This window comes from Weeksella virosa DSM 16922 (assembly GCF_000189415.1).
Taxonomy (GTDB): Bacteria; Bacteroidota; Bacteroidia; order Flavobacteriales; family Weeksellaceae; genus Weeksella; species Weeksella virosa.
This window is the reverse complement of sequence record NC_015144.1, coordinates 1,113,574-1,130,919: the sequence shown is the minus strand read 5'-3', so window position 1 is coordinate 1,130,919 and position 17,346 is coordinate 1,113,574. Positions and strand designations below refer to the sequence as shown.

At 37.6% G+C, this 17,346-nt stretch carries 12 protein-coding genes and 1 tRNA gene; 7 read left to right on the top strand and 6 right to left on the bottom strand.

Features of this window, described 5'->3' with window-relative positions; genetic code table 11:
• Positions 1-44: 44 nt before the first annotated feature.
• A complete protein-coding gene (gene pckA / locus WEEVI_RS05530; protein WP_013598172.1) occupies positions 45-1,616 on the bottom strand; it encodes a phosphoenolpyruvate carboxykinase (ATP) in 1,572 nt (523 codons plus the stop codon).
• 219 nt (positions 1,617-1,835) lie between these two features.
• Here pckA and WEEVI_RS05525 point away from each other — a divergent pair, with 219 nt between their 5' ends.
• From WEEVI_RS05525 to pheS, 6 genes are all read left to right on the top strand, one after another.
• The gene (locus WEEVI_RS05525) at positions 1,836-2,072 is read left to right on the top strand and encodes an acyl carrier protein (RefSeq protein WP_013598171.1); all 237 of its coding nucleotides are present in this window, start codon (positions 1,836-1,838) and stop codon (positions 2,070-2,072) included.
• An 8-nt stretch (positions 2,073-2,080) separates the two neighbouring features.
• The gene (gene fabF, locus WEEVI_RS05520) at positions 2,081-3,334 is read left to right on the top strand and encodes a beta-ketoacyl-ACP synthase II (RefSeq protein WP_013598170.1); all 1,254 of its coding nucleotides are present in this window, start codon (positions 2,081-2,083) and stop codon (positions 3,332-3,334) included.
• The gene (gene rnc, locus WEEVI_RS05515) at positions 3,334-4,104 is read left to right on the top strand and encodes a ribonuclease III (protein ID WP_013598169.1); all 771 of its coding nucleotides are present in this window, start codon (positions 3,334-3,336) and stop codon (positions 4,102-4,104) included. The genes fabF and rnc overlap by 1 nt, the downstream gene beginning before the upstream one ends.
• Positions 4,085-4,540: an IPExxxVDY family protein gene (locus WEEVI_RS05510; protein WP_013598168.1), complete on the top strand. Its 456-nt coding sequence runs from the start codon at positions 4,085-4,087 to the stop codon at positions 4,538-4,540. Before rnc ends, WEEVI_RS05510 begins: the two co-directional genes overlap by 20 nt.
• An 11-nt stretch (positions 4,541-4,551) precedes the next feature.
• The gene (gene pyk / locus WEEVI_RS05505) at positions 4,552-5,991 is read left to right on the top strand and encodes a pyruvate kinase (protein WP_013598167.1); all 1,440 of its coding nucleotides are present in this window, start codon (positions 4,552-4,554) and stop codon (positions 5,989-5,991) included.
• 144 nt (positions 5,992-6,135) lie between these two features.
• A complete protein-coding gene (gene pheS / locus WEEVI_RS05500; RefSeq protein WP_013598166.1) occupies positions 6,136-7,155 on the top strand; it encodes a phenylalanine--tRNA ligase subunit alpha in 1,020 nt (339 codons plus the stop codon).
• An 86-nt stretch (positions 7,156-7,241) separates the two neighbouring features.
• Here the strand turns inward: pheS and WEEVI_RS05495 are convergent, their stop codons facing one another.
• On the bottom strand, positions 7,242-8,300 hold the full coding sequence (locus WEEVI_RS05495; protein WP_013598165.1) for an ABC transporter substrate-binding protein: 1,059 nt from the start codon (positions 8,298-8,300) through the stop codon (positions 7,242-7,244).
• A gap of 123 nt (positions 8,301-8,423) precedes the next feature.
• Between WEEVI_RS05495 and WEEVI_RS05490 the strand changes: the two genes are divergently transcribed.
• A tRNA-Arg gene (locus WEEVI_RS05490) sits at positions 8,424-8,497 on the top strand.
• A 124-nt stretch (positions 8,498-8,621) separates the two neighbouring features.
• On the opposite strand, the gene WEEVI_RS05485 is transcribed toward WEEVI_RS05490, so the two are convergent.
• The 4 genes from WEEVI_RS05485 to WEEVI_RS05470 form a co-directional block, all read right to left on the bottom strand.
• A complete protein-coding gene (locus WEEVI_RS05485; protein WP_013598164.1) occupies positions 8,622-11,333 on the bottom strand; it encodes a T9SS type A sorting domain-containing protein in 2,712 nt (903 codons plus the stop codon).
• 115 nt (positions 11,334-11,448) lie between these two features.
• Positions 11,449-14,157, bottom strand: a complete 2,709-nt coding sequence (locus WEEVI_RS05480) for a T9SS type A sorting domain-containing protein (protein ID WP_013598163.1) — start codon at positions 14,155-14,157, stop codon at positions 11,449-11,451.
• A 263-nt stretch (positions 14,158-14,420) separates the two neighbouring features.
• Positions 14,421-15,977: an SGNH/GDSL hydrolase family protein gene (locus WEEVI_RS05475; RefSeq protein ID WP_013598162.1), complete on the bottom strand. Its 1,557-nt coding sequence runs from the start codon at positions 15,975-15,977 to the stop codon at positions 14,421-14,423.
• Between the two features lie 9 nt (positions 15,978-15,986).
• A complete protein-coding gene (locus WEEVI_RS05470) occupies positions 15,987-17,216 on the bottom strand; it encodes an OmpP1/FadL family transporter (RefSeq protein ID WP_013598161.1) in 1,230 nt (409 codons plus the stop codon).
• Between the last annotated feature and the right edge of the window lie 130 nt (positions 17,217-17,346).

The window sequence follows — 17,346 nt, the reverse complement described above, 5'->3', positions numbered from 1 at the left end:
ATTACTTACTGTGCAGGGTGTTTTTTTACCTTTTCGGTAGGATTTTATATAATCGGTCCTCCCGCTAATAATTCTTCACTTGCAAACTCTTCGAATTTCTTGAAGTTTTCTTTAAATTTCCCAGCCAAAATCACTGCATTCTTTTCGTAAGCTTCCGGAGAATCAAAAGAGGTTGCCGGATCTAATTTTTCTGCATCTACGCCTTCTACTTTTTCTGGAATTTGGAATCCAAAGAAAGGATCCTGACGGAAAGTTGCATTATCCAATTCACCACTCAGCGCAGCATTGATTACGGTGCGTGTATCTTTTAAAGACATACGCTTTTTCTGACCATTCCATCCTGTATTGATCAACCAAACATTCACATTACTACTCTCTACTTTTTCGCTCAACATCTTCGCATATTTGGTCGGGTGCAATGGCATAAATGGCGCACCAAAACAGTTAGAAAAAGTTGTCTGAGGTTCGGTAATTCCGGCTTCTGTCCCAGCTACTTTTGATGTGTAACCCGAAATAAACAAATAGGCGGCCTGTTGTGCGTTTAACTTTGCAATCGGAGGGAAAACCCCAAATGCATCGAACGATAAGAAGAAAATATTTTTCGGATTTTTACCTACTGATGGCACCGCTATATTTTCGATATAATCAATCGGATAACTCACCCGCGTATTTTCGGTAATTTCGTCATTGGTATAATCAACCACATTGCTTCCTTCTACAAATTTCACATTTTCTAAAAGAGCTCCTTTTTTGATTGCACCAAAAATTTCAGGCTCTCCTTCGGCCGATAGGTTGATTACTTTAGCATAACATCCTCCCTCGAAATTGAAAACCGTATCATCAGGTGTCCAACCATGCTCGTCATCCCCAATTAAACGACGATTCTTATCGGCTGATAATGTTGTTTTTCCTGTACCCGAAAGTCCAAAAAACAAAGCTGTATCGCCATCATTTCCCGAATTGGCAGAGCAATGCATTGGCAATACATTTTTCTCAACCGGTAAGATGAAATTCAGCGCAGAGAATACCCCCTTTTTCATTTCCCCAGTATAACCAGTTCCTCCGTTAATGATAATTTTACGTTTGAAATTGAGGATAGAAAAATTATGCGATATTGTTCCATCTTCTTCTGGGTTTGCCATAAAAGATGGTGCGTTAACAATTGTCCAATCAGCCTCACCAAAGTTTTGTAATTCTTCCTCGGTTGGTCGGATAAACATATTGTAGATAAACAAGTTTGCTCCTGGAGTTTCGGTGATTGCACGAATTTTTGTTTTGTAACGATCATCTGCACAAGCATACGCATCACGCACATATACTTCTCGGTTACTGAGATGTTTTACGACTTTTTCGTATAAGCGATCAAATTTTTCAGCATCGAATGGAATATTAATTTTCCCATCCCACCAAACTGAATTTTCTGTAATTTCGTCTTTTACGATGAAACGATCCTTAGGCGAGCGGCCGGTGAATTCACCTGTTAACATGTTGATTGCACCCGAAGAAGTAACTTCTCCTTGGCCATTACGCACCATTTCTTTCTCTAATTCGTCTGCTGATAATTGGTAGTTTATCTTCGCATTTTCTATTCCGTAAACTGTAAGATCTAAACTCATTCTTTATGTTGTTTTTTTTGGAAATTTTTTCGTAAAAATCAATCCTCAAAGATAAGAATTATTTTTTTATGATTACATTTGACATATATCATTCAGAAAATATGCTAAAAAGGGAGTATTTTATAGAATCTTCTATGCAAGCATAATAAAAATAAATTGGATATTAATAAAAGTTCCTATTTTTGCAAAGAGTTTAAATCAAAAATAAAAAAAGTAATTATGTCTGACATTACATCAAGAGTAAAAGCAATTATCGTTGATAAGTTAGGTGTTGACGAAAGCGAAGTAACTTTAGAATCAAGCTTCACAAACGATTTAGGAGCCGATTCGTTGGATACTGTTGAGTTGATTATGGAGTTCGAAAAAGAATTTGATATCCAGATTCCAGACGATCAAGCTGAAAAAATTTCAACTGTAGGTCAAGCGGTTAAATATATCGAAGACTTAAACAAGTAATATTCCTTATGGAATTAAAAAGAGTAGTAGTAACAGGTATCGGCGCTCTAACACCAATCGGCAATACTTACCAAGAATACTGGGAAGGGTTGAAGAATGGTGTCAGTGGCGCTGCGCCTATTACGCTTTTTGATGCAACTCTTTTTAAGACACAATTTGCTTGTGAGGTTAAAAACTTCAATATTGAAGATCATTTTGACCGAAAAGAAGCGCGCAAAATTGATCGTTGTGCCCAATTGGGAATTGTAGCTGCAAGAGAAGCTATTGGACATAGCCGCATCTTAGATGATGCAAATGTAAACAAAGAGCGTATCGGCGTGATATGGGGTTCTGGCATTGGCGGTATCAAAACATTTGAAGAAGAGGTATCAAATTTCGCAACAGGAAACGGAATACCACGTTTCAATCCGTTCTTTATCCCTAAGATGATAGCAGATATCACACCTGGTCATATTTCGATGGAATTTGGTCTAATGGGGCCAAACTATACCACAGTATCGGCTTGTGCCTCCTCTACAAATGCAATTATAGATGCTTTTATGCTTTTACGTTTGGGTAAAGCAGACGCCATCGTTACTGGTGGCTCTGAAGCAGCAGTAACAGCGTCGAGCATAGGAGGTTTCAATGCAATGCATGCCCTATCTACAAGAAATGATGATCCGAAAACAGCCTCTAGACCCTTTGACAAAGACCGAGATGGATTTGTAATGGGAGAAGGTGCAGGATGTATCATTCTCGAAGAATACGAACATGCCCTAGCAAGAGGAGCAACCATTTATGCAGAATTAGTAGGTTGTGGAATGACAGCAGACGCACACCACATCACAGCTCCTCACCCAGAAGGAAAAGGAGCCCTCAACGTGATGAAAGCTGCCTTGGAAGATGCAAAAATTAAAGCAGAAGAAATCAACCACATCAATATGCATGGGACTTCTACACCGCTTGGAGATATTGCAGAATCTAAAGCAATCCAAACTTTATTTGGGGATCATGCTTACAATATTCAGATAAATTCGACTAAATCAATGACTGGTCATTTGCTTGGTGGTGCTGGAATTATTGAGGCGATTTCGACTATCGGAGCAATCAATAATAGTTTAGTTCCTCCGACCATAAACCATTTTACGGATGATGAAAATCTAGATCCTCGAATGGATTATACCTTTAACAAAGCAAAAGAGAAAAATGTAGAGTATGCATTGAGTAATACTTTTGGTTTTGGTGGACACAATGCATGTGTTATTTTTAAGAAGTATAAGTAATGTTTTTTCTAAAAAAACTTTTCGGATGGCTTGATAAACCAAACTCGAAAAGTGAAAATCCAGACTTAGTTCAATTTGTCACGCAATTGGTTGGTGTAAAACCGAAAGATATTCGTGTCTACGAGGAAGCATTTACGCATCGGTCTGCACAGCGAAAAGACGACAAAGGACAGAATGTCAATTTCGAACGTTTGGAATTTTTAGGAGATGCATTACTTGGTGCTTCTGCAGCAGTACATTTATACAACAGTGCCCCCGATCGGCAAGAAGGTTATTTGACCAAAATGAGATCGAAAATTGTCTCTCGTAGACAACTCAATGAAGTTTCTAGAAAACTTCATCTTACCGAATTTTTAATTCCTGCCAATAACCTTGCCAATTTGGGCGAAGATGTAAATGGCGATTTATTAGAAGCTTTTGTTGGTGCTATCTACGTTGATCAAGGATTACTGATAACCGAAAAATTTATCACACGATACGTAATTGCACCCTATATTACGGACTTAGAAAAACTAGAACAACGCATTGCAAGCCACAAGAGCCTAATACTAGAATGGAGTCAGAAAACCAAAAATAGTTTACGCTTCAATACCTTCGAAGAACAAAACGCAGAAGATATACAGGTTTTTGTTTCTGTCGTCCGCCTCAATGAAAAAGTAATTTCTAAAGGCAGAGGAACTTCGAAGAAAAAAGCAGAAGAAAACGCTGCCAAACGCGCTTACTATTCACTTCAGAAAAAAATAGTAAATCATGACCGATATCCTTCTTGATGATTTAATTGATTTTCAATTGTTGGGTATCATATCGACCTTTAGCAATCCGTTCCAATTGGTGTATCATCTCAATGTAGAGCAACATACCCAATTTACACGAACCAATGATTTAGACATCTACATCAACGATGAATTATTGGTCTATTATCCAACTTTTTTATGGGAAGATCCCTTACAACAAAGATCCTATCATTTGATAAAAAACCTACCGTTGCCAGAATTCAACTCCGACACCAAAGACATGAACAAGTTGTTTGATATGGCACCATATTTACTACCTCAACATAAAAATTATAACTATATCTTAAAAATTAATGGTTGGGAATTTGATGCACATACTGTACATTTGCCTTTTGGTCTAAGTCACGCTATACAAAATATTGTACAATTCGATTTAACCCAAATTAAAACTCTTGACCGCTTGATTTTTTAAAATACAAAAAAATGAATGCAAACAAATACCTAAAAAAGACAAAAATTGTCGCAACTTTAGGACCAGCAACCGACTCGAAAGAAATTTTATTAGACATGATGACCAAAGGTGTGGATGTTTTCCGCATCAACTTTTCGCATGCAGAATACGACGAAGTGAAAAAAAAGATAGAAACCATACATCAACTCAACGATGAACATGGTTTCAACACTGCAGTATTAGCCGATTTACAAGGTCCTAAATTGCGAATCGGGAAAATGGAGCACGAAGATTTTGTGATTAATCCGGGCGATATTTTGACGTTTACCAACGAAAAAGTAATCGGCAATGCAGAAAAAGTATACATGACCTATCCCAAGTTTGCGCAAGATGTGCAGATAGGAGAAAATATTTTGATTGATGATGGAAAATTGATTTTTACGGTCATCGAAACCAACGGAGTGGATACTGTAAAAGCAAAAACAATCCAAGGTGGACCATTACGCTCTAAGAAAGGTGTAAATCTTCCCAACACAAAAATTTCTTTACCTGCTCTGACAGAAAAAGACAAAGAAGATGCGCTTTTTGCTATCGAAAATAGAGTCGATTGGTTTGCTCTTTCGTTTGTTCGATCGGCACAAGATGTAGAAGATCTGAAAGCCTTTATCAGAGAAAATTCGAATCTAAAAATTCCGATTATTAGTAAAATAGAAAAGCCAGAAGCACTCCAAAATATAGATGATATTCTGAAAGTTTCTGATGGATTGATGGTTGCTCGTGGAGATTTGGGCGTTGAAGTTCCTTTTGAAGAAGTTCCTAGAGAACAAAAGCGCTTGATAGACAAATCGAAATTGGCTCGTAAACCTGTTATTGTTGCTACCCAAATGATGGAATCTATGATTAGCAGCCTTACACCAACACGCGCAGAGGTAAGTGACGTAGCAAATGCTGTTTTTGATGGTGCTGATGCGGTAATGCTATCGGGCGAAACTTCTGTTGGTAAATATCCTGTTCAGGTGATTGAGAAAATGACCAAAATACTTCAGACTGTAGAAGACGATGAACATATTAATATCCCAGAACATCAACCCAAAATCCAGAACGAACGCTTTGTAACAGACATCGTTTGTTACAATGCAGCAAAGATGGTAGAACAAACCAATGCCAAAGTAATTGCAACCTTGACCTATTCGGGATACACGGCGTTCCAGATTTCCTCTCATCGTCCGTTATCGTATATTCTAGTGTTTAACCCTAGTAAGCGAATCAACCGAATGCTGAATTTACTTTGGGGTGTAAAAGCAATTAATTATGATCCACGAGATACAAGCACCGACCAAACAGTGATCGAAGTCAACACCATTGCTATTGAGCGTGGATTCGTAAAATATGGCGAGTATATTATTAATCTAAATGCGATGCCAGCCTTCGAAAAAGGAATTACCAATACCGTTCGTTTAACGACTGCGTAATCTCCTTTTCTATAGTAAAAGACAAATCCTTGAACGAAAATAGTTTAAGGATTTTTTGTTTTGGTAGGATATAAAGAATCCCGTGAATATTATTTGAATAAAGCAACGAATCCCTTAAATTTGTGCGTATAAAGAAAGAAAAAAATGATTGAGCAAATAAAAAAACACATCCAAGAAGTTTTGGCTTATCAGACCCAAGACACTGCCGAAATAGAAGCATTTAGAATAAAATATTTAGGAAAAAAAGGAATTCTAAATGATTTGTTTGCTCAATTCAAAAATGTCCCCAATGATCAGAAAAAAGAGTTTGGCCAAGTTATCAATGAACTAAAAAATGCTGCAAACCAAAAAGTAAACGACCTCAAGGAAACTTTGCAAAACGAGCAAGACACAGCATTAACTATGGACCTTACTAGACCTGGCGAACCTTTCCCGATGGGTTCTCGTCATCCTATCAATATCGTGAAAAATAGAATTATTTCTATTTTCGAGCGTATTGGCTTCACCTTGTCTGAAGGGCCAGAAATAGAAGATGATTGGCACAACTTTACGGCACTTAATTTACCACAACACCACCCTGCTCGTGATATGCAAGACACTTTCTTTATAGAAAAAAATCCGGATTGGGTTTTGCGTACGCACACATCATCGGTACAGATAAGACATTTAGAAAACAACCGTCCGCCACTAAGATTTTTATCTCCAGGTAGGGTGTACCGGAATGAAGCTATTTCGTCGCGTTCGCATATGATGTTTCACCAAATAGAAGGTTTGTACATCGATAAAGATGTTTCTTTTGCAGATTTACGTCAAACTTTGAGTTATTTTACACAAGAACTTTTTGGGAAAAGTGAAATTAGACTTCGCCCTTCTTTCTTTCCGTTCACCGAGCCTTCTGCAGAAGTAGATGTATATTGGGGCTTAGAAACAGAAGCTGATTACCGTATGACCAAAGGAACGGGTTGGCTAGAAATTATGGGTTGCGGAATGGTGGATCCTAACGTATTGAAAAATGTAAACATTGATCCTGAAGAGTTTTCGGGATATGCATTTGGAATGGGGATTGAGCGAATTGCCCTTCTGCTTTACCAGATTGGAGATATCCGTTTGTATACTGAAAATGATATCCGCTTTTTGAAGCAATTCAAAGCTGAATTATTCTAAAAAAAAACTACGTTACAATACATAAAAAGAATGGACGAACATTTGTTCGTCCATTCTTTTTTCTATACTTCAATAGAACTTTATTTCTACAGTAATTTTTGATAGAAATAAAACGAATGATTGCTAAATAATTCTGGATAATAAATCTTTCCTAAATCTTGTAAAATAAGATCTGGACGAACAACTCCCGTTTCGAAATAATCACTCCCTCCGTTGGAGTTTGCTTTTCGATTGGTATTGTATACATTTTTTGTTTTATAAGCATCGAACCAAGTATATTGATTTCGTGCGGCTTTCATCTGGTCTAAGTTTTGAAAATCACTTACATTTAACCAGATTGTTGCTCTTTTGGCTCGTTTATAAACCTGCTCGAAACTGGCATTAATAGACAAAACATCGCCATCATTTGCCCATAAATAATTAGCATTGGCATCTGCCAAAAGTTTTGCTTGCAAGGTTTCTTTACCAGGTAAATACCAAACATCACCGTACATGGTGTTTACAAAAGTCGTGTGTTTATTTGCTTTAGCGTTTGCTATTTTCGTTTTTGTGTTTTCGTAGTTTTCACGGATTTCGGAGAATCTTTTTTGTGCCAATTCTTCTTTACCAACCAAAAGACCGAAAAGCTTCAAGTACTCTACTCGTCCGATAGGCGAAGTTTCTTTGTAATCATCGATCAAAAGTACATCTATTCCACTCTGCTGTAGGATAGAAAGAGCTTTGATGTGGCTCGGGTTCGAAGAGGCGATAATCAAATCGGGCTTGGCTTCTAATATTTTTTCTACCAACAACTCGCTTGCGTTGCCAAATTCTAAGATTTTGTTTGCTTGTATTTTGGTTCGTATGGCTGGTTGATAAATAAAGTTAGCATCTGTAACTCCGATAAGTTTGTCTAAAGCGTCTAACTCTTTTAGAAACCCAATACTAGCGGTTTGGGTAACGACAATTCTCTTATAAGGAAATTTGGTTAGAGGGAAAGCTTGTTTTTGTCCATCGATCCATATTTCTATTTGTTGATCTGTTTTTTGATAATTGAGATAAGCAGCGTACGATAATTGAGGCTGAGAAGAAGGTTTTTCTGCTTTTTTACAGGTAAAATAGGAGAAACTTAGTAGCAAATAGAGAATCCAAGTTTGTATTTTCATTTTTATAATCAATTTAATTATTTGGTTTACAAAGGTTAAGAAAATATTTTGAATTTTTATTACAAATCATTTGTTTTATTAGATAAATGTACCTTATATTTGCAATCCAAAACGATAACAAATGGCGTCGTGGCGCAACTGAATAGCGCATCTGATTACGGCTCAGAAGGTTGCAGGTTTGAATCCTGCCGACGTCACTACAAAAAAATCCTATTCACCTTTGAATAGGATTTTTTTATATGATGAAGTTTCATCTTATAAAAGAAAAAAAGCAGCCCAAAGATTGGACTGCTATTTTGTTTTTAAAGGTTGATAAAACGCTTATTTTTTCATCACTTTGTAAGAGTTGGTATTTCCATTCGCATCTGTCGTACGAACAACGTATACTCCTGGAGTTAATTTACTTACATTGATCTCTGTTTTTGATTTATTCAAGCTAGAGATAGAGTTTACCATCTGTCCTGCTATATTATAAATTTCTACAGATTGGATCGCCGTTTTAGACTCTATCGTTAATACGTCATGTACCGGGTTAGGGTATAATTTTACTACTGCATCGTTTACATTCGTTAAACCTAACTCACCGATATTAACGGTATAATCTTCGATCTCTCCGTAAGGGTATTCTGCATTATCATAACATGCCCCCTCATTTCCATATGCAATAGCTTGTGGATGACCCGGTCCTGGCATTGGAAATACGCGAACACGCATTCTGGTTGCTCCTTCTAATGCATTTTCTGGAATTGTAATCATATTCGTTACTGTACCTCCTGGATTGCTTCCGATATACGTGTACTCTTCTTCGGTGAATACACCATCGTGGTTATAATCTATCCATACATGTACAGACTCATATTGCCATCCTGCTCCTGTAGAGGCAGAGAATTCGTAGCTAGCATTACGTTTCACATCAGTAGACATTGCTGTAAAGTCATTGTACCCTCCAGCTCCACACGTTGTTGTGTTGTTAATTGTACCGAATGTTACATTGGTTAATACATCTCCATCATTACACAAAAGGTTGGTAGGTATACAGTAATCTCCTCCTTCTCCTGGACCTCCTGGACCTTCTCCTTCACAAACGGCAACCAATTTATATACTGCTTCGTATGAACCAACTACCCAGTTTCCTTGAGAATTGTTGTTATTGAATGCTATTTTCGAACCAATTGTGGTAGCTGTGGTTGTTTCCCAAGCTAATGCATCTGCTTTTACTTCTAACCAGTATTTCGTACCTTGTGCTCCATCTAATGCAATTGGACTTTGGAATTTAACAACTACTTTATAGATTGGGTAGTTGAACGCTGTGCCTATTTGAGTAGAGCTTACAATTGTTCCTGCTACATCCTGAATCAATGATCCTGGTAAGTTAGCATCATCATTATACAACGAGAAGTTAACTGCTGTTGGCTCATTGAATAAGTTCAACTCCATTTCTGTCGCTGTTAATTTTTGCGTAGCAGCTACTGGGATATCAATCGCCAATCTCTGATTAGCATCTCCTCCTAAGAAAGATCCATTCTCGAAGTTGTTTGACGGAGCAACTTGATCACATGCATCTCCTTCTGGTTCTGCATAAGAACATTCTGTCTCTAATGAATAAACCGCTGCAGATTTTGAGTATCTCCAAGCATTTTGTGTTGCGTTAGAAGCAAATACTAAATTTACTGGCGATGGAGAAACCGTTGTTGTTTCGATTGCTGCTACATCCGCTTTCACTTCAAGCCAATAACGACTTGCTTCGTCTCCTTTTATTTCAATTGGCTCGCTAAAATCTACCGTATACGTATAAGTAGGAAAGTTGAAGTGGGTTCCGGTACTTACTTTTTCAGAAATTGTACCATTTACTGTTTTCAATAATTGATCTGGTAACCCTTCCTCATTGCTCGAGTAAACATCGAAATTAATTGATGTTGCATCTCCGAATAAGCTTAAGTTAATCTTAGATGCTTTAATGATCTGTCCTGGGTTAGCATCGAAGTTGATGGCTAAACGTTGCTGTCCTTCTCCTCCTAATAAGGATCCATTCTCAAAGTTGTTCGACTCGTTACCTGGATTACACAATTCTTCATCTGTTTGGCTTGGTGCCATAGCAGAAACGATTCTACTATAACTACCTTCCTCCCCATCGTCTTCACATTCATCATTTAAATGTAAATAGAAACGTACAACTTTTGTTTCATCTGCTTTCCATGTTACTGCTCCTTTTCCAGATCTCAATATGTTCTCTCCGGCCTCGTCTCCGATGGTAATGAAATGTGTATCTGTCGAAGTCTTGAAGGTATAGGTGTAATCTTTTTTCACACGAACCTTAGAAAATTCTCCTGAAAATCCAACTGTTGTAATTGCATAATCAATTCCATTATTGCTTGGTAATATGAAAGCAGCTGTAGGATATTGACCATTTGACGCCGTTAGACATCCTTTCGGTTCTGCTAGTTTTACAGTGTAATCTTCTACTTGGCCAAAACTTCCTCCAACTATACATCCATTTTCAGCATAGGTAGGATTGCTAGAGGTTGTGAATCTCTTCATTACTCTCATTCGAGTTTCTCCTGGCAATGCATCAATAGGTATTGTTATATTCCCTACCAACTCAACATCGTCTTCGCCTGTAGAATTAGCAATATAACCAATATTAAAACGCTCTTCTTCATCAAAAACTTTATTTTGATTAAAATCGATGAAAACTGTAAAAGTATTAGTGAAATTACCCTTAGTATTTCCTTTTAACTTTATCTCATACTCTTCACCAGGGATTAAGTTTGCCGGCGCTAATGAAGTAAAATCTTCATAACCCAAATTTGAGTTTGCAGGTGATTGATTGTTAATTTCACCAAAAATAACAGACGTTATCGCTTCTGGATTAACAGGCCCAGGCACACAATAATCAGCCACCAAAGCTGATGTCTTTTTAAACGGAGACACAAAACCATAGTCTTTCAGAGATAATCCTCCCCATGGATTTGTGCTGGCAAAACCTACGGATGAAGCTCCGATAAGTAATAGCGCTAGTAAATTTTTTCTCATAAATATTAATTTTTGTTAATTTATCTTAAAATTATAGAATTTTTTCAAATAATCAAAACAAAATAGCAGCCCAAAGATTGGACTGCTATTTTGTTTTTAAAGGTTGATAAAACGCTTATTTTTTCATCACTTTGTAAGAGTTGGTATTTCCATTCGCATCTGTCGTACGAACAACGTATACTCCTGGAGTTAATTTACTTACATTGATCTCTGTTTTTGATTTATTCAAGCTAGAGATAGAGTTTACCATCTGTCCTGCTATATTGTAAATTTCTACAGATTGGATCGCCGTTTTAGACTCTATCGTTAATACGTCATGTACCGGGTTAGGGTATAATTTTACTACTGCATCGTTTACATTCGTTAAACCTAACTCACCGATATTAACGGTATAATCTTCGATCTCTCCGTAAGGGTATTCTGCATTATCATAACATGCCCCCTCATTTCCATATGCAATAGAAGCTTGTGGATGATCTGGTCCTGGCGATGCAAATACGCGAACACGCATTCTGGTTGCTCCTTCTAATGCATTTTCTGGAATTTTAATCATATTCGTTACTGTACCTCCTGGATTGCTTCCGATATACGTGTACTCTTCTTCGGTGAATACACCATCGTGGTTATAATCTATCCATACATGTACAGACTCATATTGCCATCCTGCTCCTGTAGAGGCAGAGAATTCGTAGCTAGCATTACGTTTCACATCGGTAGACATTGCTGTAAAGTCATTGTACCCTCCAGCTCCACACGTTGTTGTGTTGTTAATTGTACCGAATGTTACATTGGTTAATACATCTCCATCATTACACAAAAGGTTGGTAGGTATACAGTAATCTCCTCCTTCTCCTGGACCTCCTGGACCTTCTCCTTCACAAACGGCAACCAATTTATATACTGCTTCGTCTGTACCAACTACCCAGTTTCCTTGAGAGTTGTTGTTATTGAATGCCATTCTCGAACCAATTGTGGTAGCTGTAGTTGTTTCCCAAGCTAATGCATCTGCTTTTACTTCTAACCAGTATTTCGTACCTTGTGCTCCATCTAATGCAATTGGACTTTGGAATTTAACAACTACTTTATAGATTGGGTAGTTGAACGCTGTGCCTATTTGAGTAGAGCTTACAATTGTTCCTGCTACATCCTGAATCAAAGCTCCTGGTGCGTTAGCATCATCATTATACAACGAGAAGTTAACTGCTGTTGGCTCATTGAATAAGTTCAACTCCATTTCTGTCGCTGTTAATTTTTGCGTAGCAGCTACTGGGATATCAATCGCCAATCTCTGATTACTATCTCCTCCTAAGAAAGATCCATTCTCGAAGTTGTTTGACGGAGCAACTTGATCACATGCATCTCCTTCTGGTTCTGCATAAGAACATTCTGTCTCTAATGAATAAACCGCTGCTGCTGTTGTATATCTCCAAGCATTTTGTGTTGCGTTAGAAGCAAATACTAAATTTACTGGAGATGGAGAAACCGTTGTTGTTTCGATTGCTGCTACATCCGCTTTCACTTCAAGCCAATAACGACTTGCTTCGTCTCCATTTATTTCAATTGGCTCGCTAAAATCTACCGTATACGTATAAGTAGGAAAGTTGAAGTGGGTTCCGGTACTTACTTTTTCAGAAATTGTACCATTTACTGTTTTCAATAATTGATCTGGTAACCCTTCCTCATTGCTCGAGTAAACATCGAAATTAATTGATGTTGCATCTCCGAATAAGCTTAAGTTAATCTTAGATGCTTTAATGATCTGTCCTGGGTTAGCATCGAAGTTGATGGCTAAACGTTGCTGTCCTTCTCCTCCTAATAAGGATCCATTCTCAAAGTCATTCGACTCGTTACCTGGATTACACAATTCTTCATCTGTTTGGCTTGGTGCCATAGCAGAAACGATTCTACTAAAGCTTCCTGTGCTCTGATAGTTACACTCTTCATCATTATGCAAGTAGAAACGTACAACTTTTGTTTCATCTGCTTTCCAAGTTACTGTTCCTGTTCCAGATCTCAATATGTTCTCTCCAGCCTCGTCTCCGATGGTAATGAAATGTGTATCAACCGATGATTTGAAGGTATAGTTATACCCTTTTTTCACACGAACCTTAGAGTATTCTCCTGTCCATCCAGCTCTAATAATTGCATACTCAACCCCATCAGCAGTTGGTAATGAATATGTTGCTGTAGGATATTGACCGTTTGGCGCTGTTAGACATCCTTTCGCCCCAGCTAGTTTTACAGTGTAATCTTCTACTTGCCCGTAATTAGAACCAAGATTACATCCATTTTGAGCATAGGTATTATTAGAAGCTGTAAATCTCTTCATAACTCTCATTCGAGTATCTCCCGGCAATGCATCAATAGGTATTGTTATATTCCCTACCAACTCAACATCGTCTACACCTGTAGAGTTAGCAATATAACCAATATTAAAACGCTCTTCTTCATCAAAAACTTTATTTTGATTAAAATCGATGAAAACTGTGAAAGAGGTAGAGAAATTACCTCCAGTATATCCTTTTAGTTTTATCTCATACTCTTCACCAGGGGTTAAGTTTGCCGGCGCTAATGACGTAAAATCTTCATAAGCCAAATTTGAGTTTGCAGGTGACTGATTGTTAATTTCACCAAAAATAACAGACGTTATCGCTTCTGGATTTGAAATTGCTGGAATACAATAATCGGCCACCAAAGCTGATGTCTTTTTAAACGGAGACACAAAACCATAGTCTTTCAGAGATAATCCTCCCCATGGATTTGTGCTGGCAAAACCTACGGATGAAGCTCCGATAAGTAATAGCGCTAGTAAATTTTTTCTCATAAATATTAATTTTTGTTAATTTATCTTAAAATTATAGAATTTTTTCAAATAATCAAAAAATTAACTAAAAATTTATTTATTGTTTGTCTATATAAGATAAAAACCTGTAACATTAATACTTGAACAGCCATTTCACAACAGATATGTTATAGCATAGGAATTACATTTCTAGAATTTTTGTTAAAAAAAAAAGCTCCTACCGAATAGTAGAAGCTCTGTTAACTTAAAGGAGTAAGTCTCTTTATCTAATAAGAAATTACTCTTTAGTTAGGAAATGTTACCCCAGGATAAACGCTTGGGTTGACTTGTCTTAAGTTTGATGAATATTTTTGATTGATTGCTTTCACAAACATATTGGCAACGATTGCGTACCCGATACCTGTTAAGTGAACTCCATCTAGAGAGAAAGCCCCTCCTGCAATGAAGCTTGTGGTATAGGTTGTTCCGTAGAATGTTAAACCAGATACAGAAATATTTCTCATTTCAGTATTGGCATCAACCAAAGCCAAATCATACTTACTTGCAATTTCTGCAATTTTTGTATTATACGCATTAACGGCTTTTTCTACAGTCTGCAACTCGTTTCTGGTTAATACCCACTTATCTTCTAACGGATAGGTAATTCCTGCAAAAGCCAATTGTGCTGCTTGTTCAGCCGGAACGCCCATTTGTTTTAGCTGCTCTACTCTTTCAGTATCCATTTTCCCGATATACGAAGAAGAAGGAAGAACCAGTAAGTCTTGTGCAGTTGCCTGACGTGCTTGACCATATATTAGACCAAACAAAGCTGCTTGTTGTGCTCCAACTTGAGGGGTGAGTACTGCTGTAATTTCCGCGGCAAGGTTTGGTAAGCTTTCATCTTTTATTACTACGGCTGAGGCCGAAGAAGGCGAGAAAACAATTTTACGCTCCGGAACTTTTAGATAATCAAACACCATATTCAATGCACCAAATTGTTGATTTAATGCTGGAATCATCGGTCCAAAACTCGCATTTGCAGGGCTCAATGGTGCATATGGAACGGTCGTGAAGTACGGTACCGAGGTCACACTAGGAATATTGGCTAATACACCTTTTGTAGCATTTGTTCCATTTGCTGTTAAAGCCTTAACATACGATTCGATAACGTTTCCTAACAGGTCTGGATCTGTAATATCATTTGGACCGTATTCTGCGGCATTCGGATTTCCTGTTCTGTCTACTCCAACTCCACCGCTAGTAGCATATGACAAAACATCGTTATTACCAATCCATAAAGAGAAGAAAGTAGGTTGTTGAGCGACTGCATCTTTTATAACCGAGGTGTTTGCAGAGGATGCAAAACGTGCAAAGTAAGGATTTGCTTTTCCAGTAGCAATCCCAGCAGGATTTCCATAACCATCTACACCTAAATGGAACGATTTGGCTCCAGGAACACCCATATTACTGAAAGCCCCAGAAAGTTGATTGAAATTGCTTTGCGCATCAGTCGGCACAGGGACTAACGATCCATTAACAACTTGTAGTTGTAATTTCCCTTTGATACCGAAATTGACAAATCCGCCAATATCATCCGGCATTAACGGTTGTGTAAACTCACCTCCACCTGCAGGTTTCATTAGACCTGCTAAAATAGATGGGTAGGAGTTTTCTTGTGCTGTTTTGTACAAAGCACCATCCATATAACCCGAAGTTAACGAGTTACCCAAAGCAACATATTTTGTGAAATCTGCTTTCCCAGAAGTGACTACAAAGTCTTCTACCGGATTTTCAAAATCGTCATTACAGCTAAAAAATGATAACGCAAAAGCTGCTAAAATTATTTTATTGATATTTTTCATGATGGGACCTTATTTTAGGTTATACGTTAATCCAAGACCAAAGTTAAGCGCTTTCAGTTTGAAATCTCCTTGGAAATTCGATTCTATATTATGTACATAGCGTTCGGTACCGATGAGGTATTGCCCCATTAGATCTAAATAAAATCCGTTGGCGAACTTAAATCCTAGACCACCCGATATCGTATGTTGAGTTGTACTTGGTGTTTCAGAAGACCAATACTCGCTTCTAACAGGTGAAGGATCATAGGTATATCCTACACGACCAAGAATCATATCTGTAAAAGCATATTCGGTACCTACACGCCAAATAGCAACGTCTTTGAATTCTTTGGTTGCTATATTTTGGTAACCTTCTCCTGTTTGCTCATTGTATAAATCAAAAGTCAAGCGTTTGTAACGACTCCAACCATTCACCATAACATCGGCACCGATTAACCATTTTTCGATAGGACGATAAGCAATTCCGAACGTAAATTCTGATACAAGCGGTAAAGAAGCATTGAATTTATTTACCATGAAGTTCGGATTAGTCTGAAGTACTCTCGGAACATTTTCCCAGGTTAAATCTCCTTTGTTCGCTTCCATATCAACTTTTGATTTATAAGCGATACTTACGGCTAATTTTTCACTTGGTTTGAAATATGCTCCGATATTGAATCCTTTCCCAGTTGCATCTTTATCATTGATATTGAGGTTGATGTCGTTTCCAGCAACGCTCACTACTCTATCCAAGTTAACTGATCCACGTGCAAAAATTAATCCAACACCTGCACTAAACCAGTCATTGAATTTGTAAGCAACAGTTGGCTGGATATAGAAAGATTTTAGTTCTATTTTCGTTACGTTAGCTTTATTTTCCCAATCAGCCGGCCAAGTAAGGGAGCTACCGTATGGTGTGGTAAAACTTACTGCTACTGCCAAATCTTCCACAGGCTTGTAACTAACTGCTGCATAGACAGGTGTAGACATTTTGTTATCTGTAACCGATTTGTTTAAGGTTAAAGGGTCTTGCCATTTTGCTTCGGTATTTACCCCAAAACCACCGATAGAAATGCTTAGTTTACTATCGACAAATGCCAAGCCTGCTGGATTATAAAAAGCGATACTCGCATCTCTTGCGTCTGCACTTACGCCTCCCATGGCTGCTTGACGAACCCCTTGAAGAGCTACACGATATCCTCCTGCAAAAACAGAAGAACATAAGCCAAGCATAGCTATTGTTAAGAAAAGTCTCTTCATAATTTATGATGTTTTTTTAGAATATTTTAACACAAATATAGATTTTTATTATTAACAATGTTATGCCAACATGATTTTTTTTAAAAGCTTCTCGATATCAATCGATTATGTAATAAACTTACCAGTGTAA